Below are 21573 nucleotides of genomic sequence, written 5' to 3'. Positions count from 1 at the left end.
ATTTTATAGTATAAAATACCCATAAAATTTTTTATTTTATTATATTTTTAATTAAATCTTAGAAAATATTACTAAAAAAGTAAAATTTAATTTCAAAATTAATTCATCATTAAAATTATTAATAACTAATTTTATCGTTTAGATTTATTGAAAGCAATACCCAATGCTTTTGGTGTTTTACTTCATTTTGATGTAAACACTAAAACTAATAAAGATGTTACAAAAGGCAATATATTCCATATATCAGAATTACTTGATATTCATTGAGGAATATTTGGTAAAAACGTAATTCTGGCACCTGTTGTTTCAACAATAGCAAATAAGGCAGCACCAATTGTAATCAATGGTACTCTTCATTGTCCAAAAATTAAAATAGCTAAAGCAATAAAACCATTTCCACTAACTGTCCCACGAAAAGTTTGACTAGCATACATTGGAAAAATACCACCAGCAATTCCTGCTAAAAAACCAGATAATAATACAGCAACATATCGTTGTTTAATAACATTAATTCCTGCAGCATCAACCGCATTGGGATTTTCACCAGTCGCAACATGATGTAATCCTCATTTAGTATATTTTAGAATAATAGCAATACTTACTAAAACTATAATTGCTAAAAATAAATATAAATTAAAAAATTCATTATTACCAATTTTTGGTAATTGATAAATATTTGTTAATGAAATAAAACCATTATTCCCTGGTAACTGAACAACAAAAACTGCAATTGCTGCTGCTAAAATATTAATTGCAACGCCAGAAATAATTTGATCAGATTTTAAAGTAACTGATGCAAAAGCATGGAAACAAGCAAATCCCATTCCCGCTAATCCAGCTACTAATAAAGCAACAATTTGTGATCAATTACCTCAATTAACACCTATATTTTTTCCAAATGAAGAAAAAGCAAGAGCACCAATTGTCATCATTCCTTCAATACCAATATTAACAACACCAGCACGTTCTGAAATTAATCCAGATAATGCACCAAGTACTAAAACAACAAAAATTAAACTAGAATGTTCAAGAATTATTTTAAGTGCTTCCATTAACTTTTTCCTCCTGTTCTTTCAGTTTTTATTTTCATAATTGCTTGTTGTTCATTTTTAAATATATCAGTAAATTTATTAATAAAAGTTGTCTTTTCAATTTCCGCTTTTTTAGTAAATTGTTTAGTTAATATATTAATATTACTATTAATTGGGATAATTTGACTTTTTAATTGCTGTTTGTCAATTTTATAATTTTTAATTAAGTCTTTAACATTATTTTTATAATTAGTTTGAAGTTGATGTTTTGCTAAAATTAATTGTTTTTTTATTTTTTTATCGTCAGTTTTAACTGTTTGATTTTTTAATAACTTTAATTCATCACTTAATTCTTGTTTCAATTTATTAATTTCTCGATAAAGATTTAATTTTAAGTCTTTTACTCTTGACTTATCTAATATTGCTTTTTGTTTTTTTAATAATACTATTTCTCGAATTAAATCTTGCTTATAGTTATAAACATTATTTTCATATTTCATTTTTTCATTAATATACATATTTAAACTTTCACCATAAATCGTTTTTATTTCTTGTTGAAAATTATTTCAATTACCAATTTTACCTTTTTTTCAAATTGCATTATATTGTTTATATATATAATGATTTAAAGCTTTATTTTCTTGGAAAAATTGTGCTCAATTAACACCAACTTTATCATTTTTATTTTTAATAACTGCTTGTAACTGTAAGTTGATATCACTATTAACTTTATTAATTTCTTGTGAAAGATTTTGTTTTAAATTTTTAACTACTGACTTATCATCTCATAGTATTTTATTATATTTTCCTTTTAATTGTTCTTTATCAATTTTATATTTTTTAATTAATTCCTTAGTTTCAATTTTATAAGTAATTTGAAGTTGACATTTTTTTAAAATTAATTGTTCTTTTAATTTTTTATCATTAGTTTTAACTAATTCATTTTTTAATGACTTTAATTGATCACTTAATTCTTGTTTCAATTTATTAATTTCTTGTGAAAGATTTTGTTTTAAATTTTTAACTTTTGACTCATAATCTGATAATGATTTATTATATTCTATCTTTAAGTGATTAATTTTATTATTTTTTTCTTTAATTAAATCTGATTTTAACTTATTATATTGTCTCTTTATTTTAAAATTTTCAATAAAATGATAGTACATCTTGGCAATAAAACTATTTGTAACTTTTCGTTTTTCTCCATCAAAGGCTATATTTAAATAACGAATTAAAAATTTAATTGGCTGTAAACGAGATAATAAAACTGCACAAGCAGCTGAATAAATAATAACACCAAAAATAATATCACCAGTTGCTGTTGGTAATGTTAATACTGAACCAATTGAACCACCACTCTTAATTAAGCCTCAAAGAAAAGCAGAACCCACAACACCTATTTGATTAATTTGACCAACTAAGGCAACAGCTATACTATCAAAACCAATAGTTGGTAAATCATCAGTTAAAAAACTAATTGAAGGATTTTTGGCAATGTAATAAATAACAGCCATTACTCCTGCTAATGCTCCTGAAATAACAAATGATGTTATGCAATAATGTTTATGATTAATACCACTATAAACCGCAGCAAATGGATTTAAACCTACTGTTCGAATTTTATAACCTAAAGTTGTTTTTTTCAATAAAAATCAAACTGTTATTATTAAAATAATAGAAATTAATAATGGTAGTATACAATTATAACCATTAATACTCATACTCATACTATCATGAATAGTTGCTGATGTTCCATGATCAGCATCATATAAATCTTTATTGATTTTAAATAGTCATTTTACTAAATATCAAATTGTTCAATTTAATAAAATAGAAGTAACAACCTCATGAACATTAAAAAAAACTTTTAATAACACTGTTACCAACGCCACCAATATTGCTGCTAATACTCCAGCAAAAAGCGCGCTAATTATAGCTAATGGTTGTGATAAGTCATAACGGACACCAATTGCGATAACAACAGCTCCTGCTGCTAACATTTGACCCGCAACTCCAATATTAAACATTCCTGAGCGGAAAGAAATAACTAGTGCTAATCCTGCTACAATATAAATTGCTCATCAAACTAAAGTATTATCTCAATTATTAGTTGGCCAACTTGTAAAAGAATATGTTAATAACAACTGAAAATAAGTAAAAGCATTTTGACCTGAACCAATTATAACAAAACAAGCAATAATTAATCCAAAAATAATGGCAAAAATTGAACCCTTAAATTTAGTAAGACTACTATTCATTTCTTTTGAACCAAGATATAAACGACTTCGTCGTTTTAAAAATCATGTTTTTTGTTTAAACATTATCTTCATTTCCTTCCATTAACATTTTTTGTCCCGCCATCATTAATCCTAATTGTTCACGAGTAACATTTTTAGGACTAACATTACCAGTAATTTTACCAGCATGTAAAACAACAATTCGATCTGCTAATGACATAACTTCTGATAATTCATAAGAAATTAATAATACTGCATTACCTTCATTTTTTTCATCAAGAATACGACTATGAATATATTCAATAGCACCAATATCCAAGCCACGTGTTGGCTGAGCAACAACTAAAATTTTATGTTTTCTTGTTAATTCTCTACCAACAACCGCTTTTTGTTGATTACCACCTGACAAACCTCTAACTAAAGCAAAACCACTTTTACTACCACGAACATCATAATTATTAATAATAGTTTGTGCATAAGATTGAATAGCTTTACTGCGAATCAAACCATGCTTAGAAAAAGGATATTCGCTAATATTTTGTAAAACAATATTATCAATAACATTATAATCTAAAACAAGTCCATATTTATGACGATCTTCAGGAATATGACTTAAACCACTTTTATATAAACTTTGAATTGAACTGTGTTTCATATTCTTATTACCAAAAAAAATATCACCTTTTTCTGGCTTAATCAAACCAGTAATTGCTGAAATTAATTCAGTTTGACCATTACCTTCAATACCAGCAATAGCCACAATTTCTCGTGACTTAACTTCTAAACTAAAATCAGAAAGACCCATTATTGATTTCCTATTACCAATTTTATGAACAAATAAATTATCAATTTTTAATAATACTGGCCCTAATACAACATTACCTTGATTTCTAATATCAACTAAATCTCTACCAACCATCAAAGTAGCAATTTCTTCTTTAGTTTTACTCTTAGATTCAAAAGTTTCAATAACTTTACCTAAACGAATTACTGTAACATTATCAGCAACTTGTTTAACCTCTTCTAATTTATGACTAATAAAAATAATAGTTTTACCATCACGTCTAAGTTCTTCAATAATTGTTAATAAACTAGTAATTTCTTGTGGTGTTAAAACCGCGGTTGGTTCATCAAGTACAATAATACTAGCACCACGATAAAGAACTTTTAAAATTTCAACACGTTGTTGCATACCAACACTAGCATTCTCAATTTTTAAATTAAGTTTAATGTCTAATTTATATTTTTTTGAAATTTCTAAAATTTTAGATTTAGCTTTTTTATAATTAATTCACTGTCATTTATGAACCGGCTCACTACCTAAAATAATATTTTGTAAAATAGTGAAGTTATCAACTAATTTAAAATGTTGATGTACCATTCCAATACCTAATTCGCCTGCTCTAATTGGTCCTGATATTACTACTTCTTTACCATTAATTTTAATAATACCTTTTGTTGGTTGATATAGTCCAAATAAGATTGACATTAGTGTCGATTTACCTGCACCATTCTCGCCAACCAAAGCGTGAATTTCTCCTTTTTTAATTTTAATAGAAATATTATTGTTAGCAATAATAGTATCTAAAAAAACTTTAGTAATACCTTCCATTTCAACAGCATATTGTAAGTTCTGTTTTTCAATATTTACTTGCATTTTATCACCCCTCTTAATTATTTAAATGGATCATATTCTTTTTTAATACCATTAATTCAATAATGATCTTTTAAATTGAGTACTTTTTGTCATCCAGCAGAAATTTTATCTAATCAATTAGTAGTTTCTGTCATTAATGGTGTGTAAATATCTTTATCACCATCTTTAATTGCTTTATTTGGTGCTATTCCAGTAAAATTAGGCCCACCTCTGTATGGTGCATCATCAATAAATGTTTGATCGGCAGTTGGATCAGTTGGATGCTCTGGATTCTGATCAGTTTTACCAACTGATTTTCAGAGCATAAGTTTAATTGAACTAATTAAATCTTTTTCTGCAGAAGTAATAAACCTATCTGCAGATTGTGGGTATTGAAGTTGTTGATCTGTATCAACACCAATAATTTTACCTTGACCAGATTTTTTTAATGATGATAAAGTATCTTCGGTTTGTGGTCCTGCTACCGGAAAAATAATATTAGTTTTTTGTCAAGCAAGATCATCATTAATTGCTTGTGAACCTTTTGAACCTTGAGTAAAATCACCACTAAATTGAGTACCTGAAGTTATAAATTTAATATTTGGTAATGATTCTTTAAAATCTGAATTTAAAATTTTAACTCATGATATTAATTTTTCTTCATCTTCTTTATTTTTAAATTTATTATTAAAAAACTGTATGGCTCAATAATAACCATACATATAATTAGTAACTGCTGGAATATCAAGTCCACCATAGGTTGACATTTTTAAATTATCAAGTCCACCATATTGATTAGCATGAGCAGTTAACCATATTGCCCCTGCCAATCCGGCTAAAAAGCCTGATTGTTCTGCTTTGTAAAGTAAACCAGCCAATTGTTTATTAGATTTTGGTACTTCTTTATTTGCAGTATCACCATCAATAAAAATAAATTTCACTTTATGTTTTAAAATAGTATTTTGTGCTTTAACCAAAGCATTATGATGTAAAAATCCTGAAGCAATAATTACTTTACTGTTTATGAAAACGGCTTTATTATATGATGTCATTAAATCATCAGTATTAGTTAATTGGGGATTATCTCAAGAAATCTCAACTCTTTTATTTTTATATTGAGGATCAACATAATCACTATGTGTTCAATCATTAAACTCTTGTTTAAACTTGAGGGCAGCATTATATGATGATTCATTAAAAGAAGCATCATTAATAGTATGTCCATCAGTTACAACAGTTATTCGATAAATATTTGGATCATTAAACTGACTATTGCAAGCAATGATTGGTAATATCATTATTACTGACAATGATATTGCACTAAATACAGTAAAAATTTTACGCATACTATTATATTCCTCCTACAATTATATATAAATATTTATATAAAAAAAATATAAAAAAAGAAAGCAAAAACATTGCTTTCTTAATTCAATTATTCAAAATAAAATAAAACTGTTTATAAATAAATTTTGAAAATAAATGGGTGGGAATAACTTACTATTAAAAAATACAGTATATATGTATTTAATATTAATTATTTTCTTATTTTCACAATTAACTCTAAACACTAGTTTCTCCTTTTAATGGCATAACTACCATTATATAAGATAATAAAACTTATTCTTTAAAAATTCAAGAATAATTATAAATTTTTTAAAATATATAGTAAAGTTTTATTAAAACTGTGGTTTATACTTTTCAACACTTTCATCAACATAATTTTTTCAAGCATTTTCTCACTTATCACGAGTAGAATCATTAGCTAAATCAGCAACTAATTTATTATAAGCATCAGTTACTTTTTGTGCCAAATGTCAATAATCATTACTATCAATAATTAAGTTATTATAAATAGCACTAATAGAATCATTATTAGCAATTCCAAGATATTGCTGACCACCTAATGCTGGTTGTGGTATGCTACCATCAAAGTATTGTTCACCATTAATAGGTTTAATACCATCCTCATTATAATCTAAATTAAAAGAATGTCATAATCAAGTATTAACTGACTTATGAATTCCTTTTAAAGCTGATGTAATAAAAATATCTTTAGCATAACTATATTGAACACTTTGATTAACATCGACACCAATAATTTTTGCTTTGCTATTAGTAGTAGAGTTTTTAACAGCTGATACTAAATCAATTGTTTGTGCTCCTGCAACAGGCATTACAATATCATCTTTATATCCATCAATTAATTGTGAAGTTATCGCTTTTGATGATTTTGTACCGGATTCAAAACTACCTGTAAATTGTTTAGCAATTTTATCAAAATGAATATCAAATTTATTAGTTCATTTTTCAATTTTTTCCTTACCCTCTTTAATTCTAATGGCATTAGTCATTTCCAATAAATTATCATTGCTATTACGATATTTATTAAAATAATATACACCTCAATAATAACCCATCATATAACTAACAATAGTATCAGCTGGTAAACCACCAAAAGTTGACATTTTTAAACCATTATCATCATATGTTTCATGATTAGCTGCTAATCATATTGCTCCTGCTAATCCTGATAAAAACCCTGATTGTTCTGCTGAATAACTTAAACAAGCTACATCAACTGGCTTTTCTAATTTAGCATCAACTAAAATAAAACGAACACCTAACTTTTTATATTGATTTTGAATAGCTGATGTTAATGCACCAAGATGATTAAACCCAACAACAATAATTGTTTTAGCACCAGCAAATGTTGCTAAATTATAATTATTTTGTAAAGTTGAAACGGTACTATCTCGTGAAATAATTCAACGCGTTTTCATTTTTTTATTTTTTCAAACTTCATTACCGGGTAAATTACTAATCATAATACGATTATCATTAAATATTTTAGTAAACTCTTTTGAACCTTCTAATACTTGCTGATTAAAAGCTTTATCGAATAAATCACCACCATCAGTAATTATTCAAATATCACCAACACTAGGAATACTACATCCAATTAATCCTACTGATGAACTATTTATTAACAAAGTAATAATTAATAATTTTAAAAAATATTTCATAAATTTCTCCTATAAATAAAAAAATGTACTACAGTAAAAATATTAATATTTATTTGCTAAATTGTAAAGGTAAGTGCAACTAAATTATTTTTCTATCCAAATATTCGATTGATGAAAGATAATTTAATATTTTTCTCGGTCTTTGATTTAAAGACAATATAAATTTATGAACTTCATTTTTATTAGTTTTTGAAAAAATAAATTTTTTAGGAAATTTTTCTCTAATTAAACCATTATTATTTTCATTAGTACCTCTTTGTCAAGGTGAATATGGATTGGCAAAATAAATTTTTACATCTAAATTTTTTTCAAGTTGTTGTCAATTTGAAAATTCTTTGCCACGATCAAAAGTAATAGTTTTAACAATGTTTTTAGGAAGAATTGATAAATAATAACTGACATTTTTATTAATAACTTTAGTAGTTCTGTTTTTAACTAATATTGCTAAAGTAAATCGTGATACTCTTTCAACTAAAGTTATTAAACATGATTTGCTTTTACCTCGTGATGATACTATAGTATCTCCTTCTCAATGACCAAGTGTTATACGATCATTAACATTTATATCTCGTTTTTAATTGATTTACCATTAAACTTGCCACGATTTTCTTTAGATTTTCGTTTTTTACCTTTTCTTCTTAAATTTTTACTAGTAACTTTATCAAGCATTCCAAAATAAATTCAAGTATAAATTGTTTTAAAACTAATAACTCACTCTTTATGAAAATTTTTAATTCTGCCATAAATTTGTTCAGGTGATCAACCTAATAGTAATTTTTGTTGTACATATTTTACTAAATTCTTATTTTTAAATTTATGAAAACTAATATGTGATTGTTTTCGATTTTCAGCTTTATTTTGTGCAATTAATGAAAAATAATGATTATTATCTTTATTTCTATTAATTTCTCGAATAATAGTACTAATACTTCGATTAAGATTTTTAGCTATTTCACTAATTTTAAATTTAAATTTCAATTGATTCTCAATATAAATCATTTCATCTATGCCAAGATGTTTATAACTCATACAAAAAATCCTTACTTTTTTCTAAACTAAATTTAGCATTATGAAATTTTTATATGAGAATTTTTTGCAATTTTATTTACTTGCACTTACAAGTATAATTCAGCGTTCAAAATCATTTTCTTTTAATACAAAATCATGCGTAAAATCTTTTATATCATTCATATCTACTAATAATGCTAAAAGAATTTTATGAATTATTCCTCATGAAGAATTTTTAGCATTACTCTCAATTCTACTAATTGTTGCTTGACGAACACCTACTAATTTCCCTAAATATGCTTGCGTTCAACCAAGTCTTAGACGTATACGCCTAATTTCTACTTCAATTGCCATTTTATTTCCCTCTCTAATTTTAGTTATTACCAAACTTATTATGTTATGAAAAATTATAAAAAGATAAATTTTATTCTATATTTGCATAAAATATACTAAAATTAATATGGTGATACAAAATGGAAAATGAATTAATTAAATACTGAACAAAAAAAAGTTTTTTTTATGTTAGTATTTTGTGATTAATTGTTCAAATTATATTTATAATAATAGGTTTAATTTTAATAAATACTACTAGTGAAAAAATAATTAATATTTTATTAATAGTTGGCATAAATAGTTTAATTCTATTAATTTTGTTTGCTTTTTCTATTAATCATTATACTTATGAAACAGTTTATCAAATTAAAGTCAAAGGTAGTACTTTTCAAACTAAATTTTATCGTTATCTAATTATTCTATTTAGTTTTGGTTGATTAATTTTTTTCATTTTAAATGCATTATTTATGTTAGTTGAAACTGCCGTTTTTAAAAGCAAACTTGATTATTTTAATACTTTAAACGATCATTGATGAATTTTACTTATTGTAACAATATTTAACGTTTTAATTATTAGCATACATCGACAATTAATGCATTATACATTAACAAATTTACAATTACCATGAAGTAAATAGATAAATAACAAATAGTAGATTATATCTACTTTTTCTTTGCATCTCATAAATTTATAATATTTTTTGCACTAATTAAACCAAATAATGATCCACAAGCAACTAAACCACCATTTAATCCAATAAAAACAAATGATAATCCTAATACTAAAGTTATTACTCCATTGCCAAGACTGGCAATACTAACAATAATTAATGGTAATAATATAACAACAATTGAACCAACTCCAATTACTAAACCAAGAATATAACCAATTCTTTGTTCAAATGCTTTTCTTGAATTTATCATTACTAAAATAAATATAAGAATACCATAAGTTGTTAGACAAGCTATCAATATAATTCATCCTAATCATTGAATAGTACTTAATCCAGAATCAAAAACTTCTTGTAATCATTCTCCAAACTTCCATAATAATTAATAAGAACTTTCCATTAACCCTTTTAAAGAAATCATAATTATAGAAATAACCATTACCGGCATTAATGTTGTCAAAAGTAGATAAATACCAATGTTAGATAATGTTTTTGAAAATTTTAACATCCTTTTACCTCTTTATAATTATTATTTCGCAATATTTCTAGTAAACTATTCGTACTTTATTTTTAACATCTTATGCAAAAAAAATTTAAAATCTATAAACAATAATTTTATTTATCAATCATTTTTAAAAGCTGAATTATACTTGTAAGTGCAAGTAAATAAAATTGCAAAAAATTCTCATATAAAAATTTCATAATGCTAAATTTAGTTTAGAAAAAAGTAAGGAGTTTTTATATGAGTTATAAACATCTTGGCATAGATGAAAGGATTTATATTGAGAATCAATTTAAATTTAAATTTAAAATTAGTGAAATAGCTAAAAATCTTAATCGAAGTATTAGTACTATTATTCGAGAAATTAATAGAAATAAAGATAATAATCATTATTTTTCATTAATTGCACAAAATAAAGTTGAAAATCGAAAACAATCACATATTAGTTTTCATAAGTTTAAAAATAAGAATTTAGTAAAATATGTACAACAAAAATTACTATTAGGTTGATCACCTGAACAAATTTATGGCAGAATTAAAAATTTTCATAAACAATGAGTTATTAGTTTTAAAACAATTTATACTTGAATTTATTTTGGAATGCTTGATAAAGTTACTAGTAAAAATTTAAGAAGAAAAGGTAAAAAACGAAAATCTAAAGAAAATCGTGGCAAGTTTAATGGTAAATCAATTAAAGAACGAGATATAAATGTTAATGATCGTATAACACTTGGTCATTGAGAAGGAGATACTATAGTATCATCAAGAGGCAAAAGCAAATCATGTTTAATAACTTTAGTTGAAAGAGTATCACGATTTACTTTAGCAATATTAGTTAAAAACAGAACTACTAAAGTTATTAATAAAAATGTCAGTTATTATTTATCAATTCTTCCTAAAAACATTGTTAAAACTATTACTTTTGATCGTGGCAAAGAATTTTCAAATTGACAACAACTTGAAAAAAATTTAGATGTAAAAATTTATTTTGCCAATCCATATTCACCTTGACAAAGAGGTACTAATGAAAATACTAATGGTTTAATTAGAGAAAAATTTCCTAAAAAATTTATTTTTTCAAAAACTAATAAAAATGAAGTTCATAAATTTATATTGTCTTTAAATCAAAGACCGAGAAAAATATTAAATTATCTTTCACCAATCGAATATTTGGATAGAAAAATAATTTAGTTGCACTTACCTTTACAATTTAGCAAAATTATTAAAAACTAAATGTAATTAATAATTAAGTATTTAATTTTACATTTATCTTAACATTTAGCCAATATAAATCAACAATAATACGTAATTTAAATAGTTAATAATAATTATATCTTGTCTTTTAAATTTTAAAAATAAATATATTATCTTTATTGATTGTAAAATTTCAAAAAAAATGTTAAAAAAACTACAAACTAAATATAGTTTTTAACCTATTTACTTTGTTTCTCAAAGTAAATAGGTTTTTATTTTTAAAAGGAGAAAAAACATGAAAAAAATATTAAAAATAATAAGTGGTTTAATAATTATTACAAGTACAAGTTTAAGCGCTATTGGATGTTATAAAAATAACAATATTTATGATTTAAAAGTGTTACAATCAATAATTTGACAAGAATCAGCAGAAAGAAAAATATCCTTATTAAATACTTTTCGTGCAGCAATAAAACAGTATGATGATGTTATAGAAGCAAATAAAAAACATTTATCATTAGATGTTATTTATGCAACCGCAAATAAACCTAATGCCAAAAATGATGAAGAAGATAAAAATTACACTGTGCATTATAATGAATCAAAAATTGAAGCTAATAAATATGTACCTATTGTTATTACTGATTTTGATGAAACATTCATAAATAATATTGGTTTTTCAATTTATAAATTTTTTAATCCAAAAATGAAAGATATGGATTATGAATTTAAAAAATGAGTTGATCATCAAGTCAATTTTGAAGAACAACTTTATAATGGAGTTTTAGAATTTGTTAAACATGTATGAAAAAGTGGTGGTATTGTTTTATTTGATTCAAATCGTTTTCAAGGCGAAAATATCAAGTATGGAGATGAAGCAATACCAACTAAAAAACTACTAGAAAATAATTATTATCCAAAGGCATTTCTTGATAGTTATGTTTGATGAATGCAAGGAGTAACTAAATATAATTCAAGTAATTATAAAGATTTAATATCAAAAGAAAATCGTTTTAATTATATTAATAATAACAATTTTAAATTATCATCAAAAGATAAAAATAGTATGCAAATAAAAAATTGAGAAAATGATTTAGTACCAATAAAAAATGTACCATCACATATTGTAATGAGATTGGGTGATAACATTAATGATTTTCATTCTAATTTAACTAATTCAGAATTAATTGATAAAATATCATTAAAAAATGAATTAATAAATAATAAAAATTTTAATAACTTAATTGGTAAAGTGGGAGATGAATTTTGATTTACAAAAAATGAAAATGGAAAAATAATAGAACATTATTGAAAAGAAAATGAAAAAAATAGTTTAATTGATAGTGATCTAAAAAACCTTGGTTTTGTAAAAGAAATTAAACTAGAAGAAGGAAAAATTAGTTGAAAAGAAACTTATGTACTGGTTGGCGGTAATGATGTATATGGTAATTTTTTATGAGATTTAGAAAAAAAATATGGTTCTAATTTAGATAATTGATTAAATTTACTAAAACATTATTTCAAAAAATATGAAAATATATGAAAATAATTTACAAAGTTAATATATTTGATATATATATATATATATATTTATTAATTGTAAATTTTCAAAAAGATGTTAAAAATAACTATAAACTAAATATTGTTTTTAACCTATTTACTTTGTTTTTCAAAGTAAATAGGTTTTTATTTTTAAAAGGAGTAAAAAAATGAGTAAAAAAAATAAAAACATATGCTATTAATTATCATAATTACAAAAAGAAAATACAATTTAATGATATAGATATTCAAAATATAAATAATAGTATTGAAGATAAAAGTAAAAAAAGTAATATAAACAGTATTATGAGAGAACATAATTATGCAAAAACATTACCTATTTTATAAAAAAATTTAATTTAGTTATAAAAAGTTTTAATATCAAAAATAGTAAGAACATATGTTCTTACTATTTTTGTAAACTTTGGTCTTGATAACTTTTTCAATAATTTAAAATTACATCATCATTAAATAAATTAATTTCATTTTTCTTAATTCCTTTTTTTAATTTATTTATATTTTGTCATAATATATTTTGTAAAGGTATTGGATACTTTCATATTCGACGATTAGTTTTAAATTCTTTCAAATCTAACAGTTTATAAGAACGATTAGGAAATACTTTAACATCTAAATCATAATCAATGTATTTAACTGTTTGCGAATCTAAAATAAAAGGACTGGCAATATTACAATAATAATGAACACCATCATTACGAATCATACAAATAATATTGTATCAATCATTTTTAAAAAATAACCAAATTGCTGGATCAACGGTTGTTCATTTACGACCATTAATTTCAGTAATTGTTACATTCTCATTTACTAAAACTAAATATTTTTCAGTATCTTCTAAAACAATTGAATTATTTCAACTACGATATAAATCGCCATTATGCTTATATGCATGAATTGAAAGTATTTGCCCTTCTTTAAGGTACATATACATTTAAACCTCAACTTTCTGCAAATCATAAAACATAATAATTATACCATTATTTATTTAGTAAATAAAAAGCGAAAATAAATTTATAATAATATTTACTTAAAAAAGAAAAAACTCCAAAAAGGAGTAGTAAAAAAACATAATTTTATTAAATGGGGCGACTGACGGGATTCGAACCCGCGAATGTCAGTTCCACAAACTGATGCGCTAGACCGCTACGCCACAGTCACCATATTAGTTTCTATAAGTAAAACCGTTAAATATTATACAATAAATTTATGATTTTTTAATATTTTTTTTCATAAAACTACAAAAATAATCATCTAATTTTCGTATATAACAGTAATAATAATAAAAAACAATGTTACTATTAACAATTAGAAAACAATTTAAAATTAATAATTAATCATAATAATTGATTTAAATACTCTTAATACCTTTTCTATGTGTGTATATCATAATACACAAGCCATACTATATTTAGAAATTAGGAAGTTTACTGATTAAAACACTAGTCACAGTAATAGCTTTGTAATAGTGTTCCTATTGAAAATATTTTATTTAATAAAAATGAAAATAAAGAGAAAACTCTTGTAAAATTAACATATTTTATATCATAACAAATCAACACGATTGAAAAATTATCACAAATAATAATGGTATTTCTTTGAAATCAAACAAAAATAAATAATTATTCTAAAATAAGAAATATTACTAGTATTCTTAGTTAAATAAATAAAACTTAGCTGAGTTATACTTGTAAGTGCAAGTAAATAAAATTGCAAAAAATTCTCATATAAAAATTTCATAATGCTAAATTTAGTTTAGAAAAAAGTAAGGAGTTTTTATATGAGTTATAAACATCTTGGCATAGATGAAAGAATTTATATTGAGAATCAATTGAAATTTAAATTTAAAATTAGTGAAATAGCTAAAAATCTTAATCGAAGTATTATTACTATTATTCGAGAAATTAATAGAAATAAAGATAATAATCATTATTTTTCATTAATTGCACAAAATAAAGCTGAAAATCGAAAACAATCACATATTAGTTTTCATAAGTTTAAAAATAAGAATTTAGTAAAATATGTACAACAAAAATTACTATTAGGTTGATCACCTGAACAAATTTATGGCAGAATTAAAAATTTTCATAAAGAGTGAGTTATTAGTTTTAAAACAATTTATACTTGAATTTATTTTGGAATGCTTGATAAAGTTACTAGTAAAAATTTAAGAAGAAAAGGTAAAAAACGAAAATCTAAAGAAAATCGTGGCAAGTTTAATGGTAAATCAATTAAAGAACGAGATATAAATGTTAATGATCGTATAACACTTGGTCATTGAGAAGGAGATACTATAGTATCATCAAGAGGCAAAAGCAAATCATGTTTAATAACTTTAGTTGAAAGAGTATCACGATTTACTTTAGCAATATTAGTTAAAAACAGAACTACTAAAGTTATTAATAAAAATGTCAGTTATTATTTATCAATTCTTCCTAAAAACATTGTTAAAACTATTACTTTTGATCGTGGCAAAGAATTTTCAAATTGACAACAACTTGAAAAAAATTTAGATGTAAAAATTTATTTTGCCAATCCATATTCACCTTGACAAAGAGGTACTAATGAAAATACTAATGGTTTAATTAGAGAAAAATTTCCTAAAAAATTTATTTTTTCAAAAACTAATAAAAATGAAGTTCATAAATTTATATTGTCTTTAAATCAAAGACCGAGAAAAATATTAAATTATCTTTCACCAATCGAATATTTGGATAGAAAAATAATTTAGTTGCACTTACCTTTACAATTTAGCAATTTAATTATTTTTTTATATATTATTGTGAATAATAATCATCAATAAATGTAATTCTTCAAAATATTTCTGGATGATAAGTATAAGATATAAGAAATGCTAACAATCCTACACCAATAATAAAGAAAAATATATCTTTAAAATCAATATGGTATTGACGAAAACGTGTTCTTTTACCTTGCGGATCATAACCCCTTGAATCCATAGCGTATGCTAAATCTTCTGCTTTTTGAAATGAAGAAACTAATAAGGGAATAATTAATGATACTAACGATTTAACTTTTTCTTTAAAATGACCATTCTTTAAATCTACACCACGTGATGCTTGCGCTTTTAAAATTCTGCCTGCTTCATCTAATAATGTAGGAATTGAACGAAGAGCAATAGAAATAATCATTGAAATAATATGTACTGGAAATTTAATTAATTTTAGTGGTAACATTAAATCTTCTAATGCTAATGTTAAATCTAATGGTTGAGTTGTTGTTGTTAAAATTGTTGTAATTAAAATCATTAAATAAATTCTAAGAGCAATATAAATACTAACAAATATAGATTTATACGATACTTTAATACCATGCCAACGTCAAATCATTCCAACATTAGGGCCATCAGTTAAAAAACAGTTAATTATAAATAAAATAAATGCCATAAATAAAATGGGGCGCATTAATTTTAATAACATCATAAAAGGTAATTTTGCACAAAAGAAAATTGTTATGACAGTAAAACCAATAAGAGCGTAACCTTCAAAACCAGTATGAAAAAAAAGTGAAGCAATTAAACAAATTAAAACTAGTAATTTAATTCTTGGATCTACACGATGAATGATTGAATTTAAAGGTAAATAACGACCAAAACTAACTTTCATTATTTATTACTCCTTACTTTTTATTGCTATTTTTTTGGATAATATTTTTGACAACTGGTCAATTAATTCTGAATCACTTCTAGCAGTAATTTTTGATGTATCAAATCCTGCTGCTTCTAATTTATATAAAAAACTATAAATTTTTGGTGGCTCAATTCCGGTTTCGGTAATTAATTTTTTATCTCTAAAAATAGTAATTGGATCTGCTTTTTTATAAATCTGTGTATTATGTAATACAATAACTTCATCAGCAACCATTAGTACATGATTCATATTATGAGTTACTAAAATAATAGTTTTATTTTCTTTATGATTTAAATCATAAAGAAAATTAATTAATTCTTTTTCACCATCGGGATCAAGTCCTGCTGTTGGTTCATCTAAAATTAAAGTATGACCTTGTAATGCCAAAATACCAGCAATAGCAACTCTTCGTTTTTGACCACCAGACAAATCAAATGGACTTCTTGATAAGTATGTTTCGTCTAATCCAACCAAATTAATATATTTTTTTGCTAACTCTCGTGCTTTATCTTTTTTCTCACCAAAATTAACTGGTCCAAACATAATATCTCGTTCAATAGTTTCTTCAAATAACTGATATTCGGGAAATTGAAAAACTAAGCCAATTTGTTTACGTATTTTTTTAATATCACGAATTTTTTTTTGATTAGCCTTAATAATAAAATCATTAATAGCAACTGAACCTGCCATTGGAACTAATAAACCATTAATATGTTGAATCATAGTTGATTTACCACTGCCAGTTTCACCAATAATAGCAACTATTTTTTGTTCAACAATTTCAATAGTAATATCTTTTAATGCTTGATATTGATAAGGGGTTTTTGGAGAATAAGTATAACTTACTTCTTTGAATTTAATTGACATAAGCTAGAAATCAGCTCCTCTTCACTTAATGTTTCATTAATATTAATTCCCTTATTTTTTAAACCTAACGATACTTTTAAAACAAAAGGAATATCTAAATGAATACTTTGTAAAAACTCTCATTCTTTTAATATTTCAGATGGAGTTCCATAACGAACTAATTTACCTTTATTCATAACAATAATTTTATCAGCATTAATAATTTCATCCATATCATGAGTAATAGAAATAATAGTTTTATTGCGTTGTTCTTGTAATTTTAACATAATTTCTTTAACTTCTCGTTTACCTTTTGGATCAAGCATACTAGTTGCCTCATCAAAAATAATAATATCAGGTTCTAAAGCTAAAACTGAAGCAATAGCTACACGTTGTTTTTGACCACCAGATAATCATAGTGGTTCATGATCTAAATATTTTTCCATACCCACTGCTCTAGAAACTCTGTCAATAATTGCTGGCATATCACTGGGCTCAACTAAATGATTTTCCAAGCCAAAAGCAATATCATCACGAACAGTTGAACCTATAAATTGGTTATCAGGATTTTGAAAAACAATACCTAAGTGACGACGTAATTGTTTAATGTTTTTATTAGTAATTGTTTCACCAAATAATTGAATTGTACCTTTTTGTTTGTGTAAAACACCAATAATAATTTTTGAAAGTGTTGACTTACCACTACCATTATGACCAATTATAGTAATATATTCACCATGATTAATATCAAAACTAACATTATCAACAGCGTTATTATATTCTGGTTTATAACGAAATTCAACATTTTTTAAACTTAATGAAATTTTAGATTTACTCATATTACTTCTAACTCCATTTTAAATATTATGCTAGTAAAATTATAACAGTAATTTTATATATATCAATTTATAATTTATAAAAATTATAAAAAAAGAAAAAAATGAACAATATCTGTTCAAAATTGAAGTTAAATTATTGTTCATTTTCTAATAAAATTTAGTTTATAAATTAAAGTTATATAAATTTCTATTCTATAAAATTAATGTAAAGAAATATCTAGATTTTTAGAATTTTCTTTTAATAAAGATTCAGTTTTTGTTACTTCTTCTGTTGATTTCAATAATTTGTCACTTCAACTTTTAGATGAGCTGGGTACTGCTGATGAAGTTGAAGGTTGCGGATCATTATTTGAAACATTATTTTTTGATAATTTTTCTAGTTCTTTTTTAATATCTTTTAATTCTCGTTTTTTTTCTTCTATTTTTCTTGTTGTTTTACCATGATTATTATAACAACCACAGCTCATAAGTAATCAAAATTTATTTCAAAAATCTTTTAATTTTTCAGCTTCTAATTTCCTAATTTCCGCTTCTAAAGATTTTTCTTTTCTTTGATAATATCCTAATGTAAGTTTTTGTTTACTACCTCTATAAAGTTTAGTAAATGGTTTATATATACGTTTAAACCATGGTTTTGCATTTTGCTGAACAGAAGTAGCGTTTTCTTCTGGTGAAATTACTATTGATTCTTCTGATGAATTATTTTTTATTTGTTTTAAGACATCTTTTTTTGTTGTAATTTCTTTGACAATTTTTATAGAAGATTTTTCAAGCCTACATATTATCAAAAGTAAACTTAAAATTTTAAAATTAATATTTGCATCATCTATAACCACTATATTTAGTTTATGCTGTAATTCATATATTTCACAAATTTTCTTATTTTTTTTGATCTCCAATTCTGCTATTTTAACTTCATTTTCTGTTTTTTTATTTGAATATAATTTATGATTTGCTTTTATTAATTGTTCTTTATTTTCTAAAATAATTTGTTCATGTTTAAATTCTTCAAATTCTAATAATGTTATTTCTTTCTCTTTTCTTTTTAAACTAGCAGATAAATTAGCAATTTTTAATCTTACTTCTAATATTTCATTTTCTTTTTCTTTAATCAAAAGATTCACATTATTATCATTAACAACAATCGTTTCTTTTAATTTGACTATTTCTTCCTCCATTTCTTTCTCATTTTTTTTAAGTTCTTCTAATTGATTTATTATTTCTTGTTTATTTTCTTTTAATTTTGTTATATTTTCTTGTATTTGTTGTTGTTGCTTTTCTTCTACTTCAACTTTATTTTCAATTTCTTTTCTTAAATTTTCTAATTTTATTAAATCTTTTTCTTTAAACTTTACCTCTTTTTCTTCATATTTAATATTTTTTTCTTTTTTTTCCTTTAATTTATTTTTAATTTCATTTAAGGCTATCTTAAGTTTTTTAATTTCTTTACTTAAATCTTTTTTTTCATCATTAATATTTAATTTTAGTTTTTCTCATTTTTTTATTTCTTTTTTTTCATTTTTAATTTGCTTATCATTTTCTTCGATTTCTTTTTCAAAGGCTTTAATTACTTTTTTTATTTCTGAACTTTCTTTTTTACGTTTTTCTTGTTCAGTAACTGGCATCAAAATCTTCCTTTCAAAATAAAAAAATCGATTATTTTTTTAAAAAAAATAATGGATTGAAAACTATATTTAGTTTTTCGTATATATTATATATAAAATTTATTAAATATATATTATACTTGCTAGATAACACTTTTAAATTTGCTGAATGCTAAATTGTAAAGGTAAGTGCAACTAAATTATTTTTCGATCCAAATATTCGATTGGTGAAAGATAATTTAATATTTTTCTCGGTCTTTGATTTAAAGACAATATAAATTTATGAACTTCATTTTTATTAGTTTTTGAAAAAATAAATTTTTTAGGAAATTTTTCTCTAATTAAACCATTAGTATTTTCATTAGTACCTCTTTGTCAAGGTGAATATGGATTGGCAAAATAAATTTTTACATCTAAATTTTTTTCAAGTTGTTGTCAATTTGAAAATTCTTTGCCACGATCAAAAGTAATAGTTTTAACAATGTTTTTAGGAAGAATTGATAAATAATAACTGACATTTTTATTAATAACTTTAGTAGTTCTGTTTTTAACTAATATTGCTAAAGTAAATCGTGATACTCTTTCAACTAAAGTTATTAAACATGATTTGCTTTTGCCTCTTGATGATACTATAGTATCTCCTTCTCAATGACCAAGTGTTATACGATCATTAACATTTATATCTCGTTCTTTAATTGATTTACCATTAAACTTGCCACGATTTTCTTTAGATTTTCGTTTTTTACCTTTTCTTCTTAAATTTTTACTAGTAACTTTATCAAGCATTCCAAAATAAATTCAAGTATAAATTGTTTTAAAACTAATAACTCACTCTTTATGAAAATTTTTAATTCTGCCATAAATTTGTTCAGGTGATCAACCTAATAGTAATTTTTGTTGTACATATTTTACTAAATTCTTATTTTTAAACTTATGAAAACTAATATGTGATTGTTTTCGATTTTCAGCTTTATTTTGTGCAATTAATGAAAAATAATGATTATTATCTTTATTTCTATTAATTTCTCGAATAATAGTACTAATACTTCGATTAAGATTTTTAGCTATTTCACTAATTTTAAATTTAAATTTCAATTGATTCTCAATATAAATCCTTTCATCTATGCCAAGATGTTTATAACTCATATAAAAACTCCTTACTTTTTTCTAAACTAAATTTAGCATTATGAAATTTTTATATGAGAATTTTTTGCAATTTTATTTACTTGCACTTACAAGTATAATTCAGCACTTGAACTAAAATATTTCATAATTTTGTTCTCCTTTGAAAGTAAATATAAAAATATTTACTTTCAAAACAAAGCAACTTTTATTTGTTAAATTTTACTTCTTTTTTATTTTTTTTGATAAATATTTTTGGGAAATTTTCACTCGATATTGACACAATAATACTTACTTTTATAACTCAAAAATTCTTA

Annotated in this window: 20 protein-coding genes and 1 tRNA gene; 4 read left to right on the top strand and 17 right to left on the bottom strand. The window is 23.7% G+C overall.

Annotation, left to right across the window (positions count from 1 at the left end; all coding sequences use genetic code 4):
• Nucleotides 1–131 precede the first annotated feature (131 nt).
• The 8 genes from ACICQF_RS02215 to ACICQF_RS02180 all read right to left on the bottom strand — a co-directional run bounded on the left by ACICQF_RS02215 (nt 132) and on the right by ACICQF_RS02180 (nt 9292).
• Nucleotides 132–1052, bottom strand: coding sequence for an ABC transporter permease (locus ACICQF_RS02215; protein WP_252319468.1), 921 nt, complete (start codon nt 1050–1052; stop codon nt 132–134).
• Nucleotides 1052–3352, bottom strand: coding sequence for an ABC transporter permease subunit (locus ACICQF_RS02210; protein ID WP_395473533.1), 2301 nt, complete (start codon nt 3350–3352; stop codon nt 1052–1054). The genes ACICQF_RS02215 and ACICQF_RS02210 overlap by 1 nt, the downstream gene beginning before the upstream one ends.
• The gene (locus ACICQF_RS02205; RefSeq protein ID WP_395473532.1) at nt 3345–4925 is read right to left on the bottom strand and encodes an ABC transporter ATP-binding protein; all 1581 of its coding nucleotides are present in this window, start codon (nt 4923–4925) and stop codon (nt 3345–3347) included. The genes ACICQF_RS02210 and ACICQF_RS02205 overlap by 8 nt, the downstream gene beginning before the upstream one ends.
• 17 nt (nt 4926–4942) lie before the next feature.
• Entirely contained in the window at nt 4943–6250 is a 1308-nt protein-coding gene (locus ACICQF_RS02200; protein WP_395473531.1) for a BMP family ABC transporter substrate-binding protein, read from the bottom strand.
• 333 nt (nt 6251–6583) lie between these two features.
• The gene (locus tag ACICQF_RS02195; RefSeq protein WP_395473530.1) at nt 6584–7930 is read right to left on the bottom strand and encodes a BMP family ABC transporter substrate-binding protein; all 1347 of its coding nucleotides are present in this window, start codon (nt 7928–7930) and stop codon (nt 6584–6586) included.
• Nucleotides 7931–8009: 79 nt separating this feature from the next.
• Nucleotides 8010–8447: an IS30 family transposase gene (locus ACICQF_RS02190; protein WP_395473692.1), complete on the bottom strand. Its 438-nt coding sequence runs from the start codon at nt 8445–8447 to the stop codon at nt 8010–8012.
• Between the two features lie 44 nt (nt 8448–8491).
• Entirely contained in the window at nt 8492–8959 is a 468-nt protein-coding gene (locus tag ACICQF_RS02185; RefSeq protein ID WP_395473529.1) for an IS30 family transposase, read from the bottom strand.
• A gap of 72 nt (nt 8960–9031) precedes the next feature.
• Nucleotides 9032–9292 (bottom strand): helix-turn-helix transcriptional regulator, encoded by a 261-nt coding sequence (locus ACICQF_RS02180; RefSeq protein ID WP_395473528.1) that lies wholly within the window; start codon nt 9290–9292, stop codon nt 9032–9034.
• A gap of 119 nt (nt 9293–9411) precedes the next feature.
• Here ACICQF_RS02180 and ACICQF_RS02175 point away from each other — a divergent pair, with 119 nt between their 5' ends.
• On the top strand, nt 9412–9909 hold the full coding sequence (locus tag ACICQF_RS02175; RefSeq protein ID WP_395473527.1) for a hypothetical protein: 498 nt from the start codon (nt 9412–9414) through the stop codon (nt 9907–9909).
• Between the two features lie 25 nt (nt 9910–9934).
• Here the strand turns inward: ACICQF_RS02175 and ACICQF_RS02170 are convergent, their stop codons facing one another.
• Nucleotides 9935–10243: a hypothetical protein gene (locus ACICQF_RS02170; protein ID WP_395473526.1), complete on the bottom strand. Its 309-nt coding sequence runs from the start codon at nt 10241–10243 to the stop codon at nt 9935–9937.
• Nucleotides 10244–10684: 441 nt separating this feature from the next.
• Here ACICQF_RS02170 and ACICQF_RS02165 point away from each other — a divergent pair, with 441 nt between their 5' ends.
• Both ACICQF_RS02165 and ACICQF_RS02160 read left to right on the top strand, forming a co-directional pair.
• Nucleotides 10685–11635, top strand: a complete 951-nt coding sequence (locus tag ACICQF_RS02165) for an IS30 family transposase (RefSeq protein ID WP_395473525.1) — start codon at nt 10685–10687, stop codon at nt 11633–11635.
• 298 nt (nt 11636–11933) lie between these two features.
• Nucleotides 11934–13187, top strand: a complete 1254-nt coding sequence (locus ACICQF_RS02160) for an HAD family acid phosphatase (protein WP_395473524.1) — start codon at nt 11934–11936, stop codon at nt 13185–13187.
• Nucleotides 13188–13586: 399 nt separating this feature from the next.
• On the opposite strand, the gene ACICQF_RS02155 is transcribed toward ACICQF_RS02160, so the two are convergent.
• From ACICQF_RS02155 to ACICQF_RS02145, 3 genes are all read right to left on the bottom strand, one after another.
• Nucleotides 13587–14123, bottom strand: coding sequence for a DUF402 domain-containing protein (locus tag ACICQF_RS02155; protein WP_338958122.1), 537 nt, complete (start codon nt 14121–14123; stop codon nt 13587–13589).
• 156 nt (nt 14124–14279) lie between these two features.
• Nucleotides 14280–14356 (bottom strand) — tRNA-His (locus tag ACICQF_RS02150).
• Between the two features lie 411 nt (nt 14357–14767).
• Complete coding sequence (locus ACICQF_RS02145; protein ID WP_395473523.1) at nt 14768–14935, bottom strand: hypothetical protein; 168 nt, start codon at nt 14933–14935, stop codon at nt 14768–14770.
• Between the two features lie 40 nt (nt 14936–14975).
• On the opposite strand from ACICQF_RS02145, the gene ACICQF_RS02140 reads away from it, so the two are divergent.
• A complete protein-coding gene (locus tag ACICQF_RS02140) occupies nt 14976–15926 on the top strand; it encodes an IS30 family transposase (protein ID WP_395473522.1) in 951 nt (316 codons plus the stop codon).
• A gap of 46 nt (nt 15927–15972) precedes the next feature.
• On the opposite strand, the gene ACICQF_RS02135 is transcribed toward ACICQF_RS02140, so the two are convergent.
• The 5 genes from ACICQF_RS02135 to ACICQF_RS02115 form a co-directional block, all read right to left on the bottom strand.
• A complete protein-coding gene (locus ACICQF_RS02135) occupies nt 15973–16821 on the bottom strand; it encodes an energy-coupling factor transporter transmembrane component T family protein (RefSeq protein WP_395473521.1) in 849 nt (282 codons plus the stop codon).
• Nucleotides 16822–16827: 6 nt separating this feature from the next.
• Nucleotides 16828–17712: an energy-coupling factor transporter ATPase gene (locus tag ACICQF_RS02130; protein ID WP_395473520.1), complete on the bottom strand. Its 885-nt coding sequence runs from the start codon at nt 17710–17712 to the stop codon at nt 16828–16830.
• Nucleotides 17688–18530 carry an energy-coupling factor transporter ATPase gene (locus tag ACICQF_RS02125; protein WP_252320168.1) on the bottom strand — a complete coding sequence of 281 codons (843 nt, stop codon included), beginning with the start codon at nt 18528–18530 and terminating at the stop codon, nt 17688–17690. Before ACICQF_RS02125 ends, ACICQF_RS02130 begins: the two co-directional genes overlap by 25 nt.
• Nucleotides 18531–18730: 200 nt before the next feature.
• A complete protein-coding gene (locus tag ACICQF_RS02120) occupies nt 18731–20155 on the bottom strand; it encodes a hypothetical protein (protein WP_395473519.1) in 1425 nt (474 codons plus the stop codon).
• 174 nt (nt 20156–20329) lie between these two features.
• On the bottom strand, nt 20330–21280 hold the full coding sequence (locus ACICQF_RS02115) for an IS30 family transposase (protein WP_338979395.1): 951 nt from the start codon (nt 21278–21280) through the stop codon (nt 20330–20332).
• Between the last annotated feature and the right edge of the window lie 293 nt (nt 21281–21573).

Source organism: Spiroplasma endosymbiont of Nomada rufipes, from assembly GCF_964277355.1.
Taxonomy (GTDB): Bacteria; Bacillota_I; Bacilli_A; order Mycoplasmatales; family VBWQ01; genus Spiroplasma_E.
This window is presented reverse-complemented; position numbering and strand designations above follow the sequence as displayed.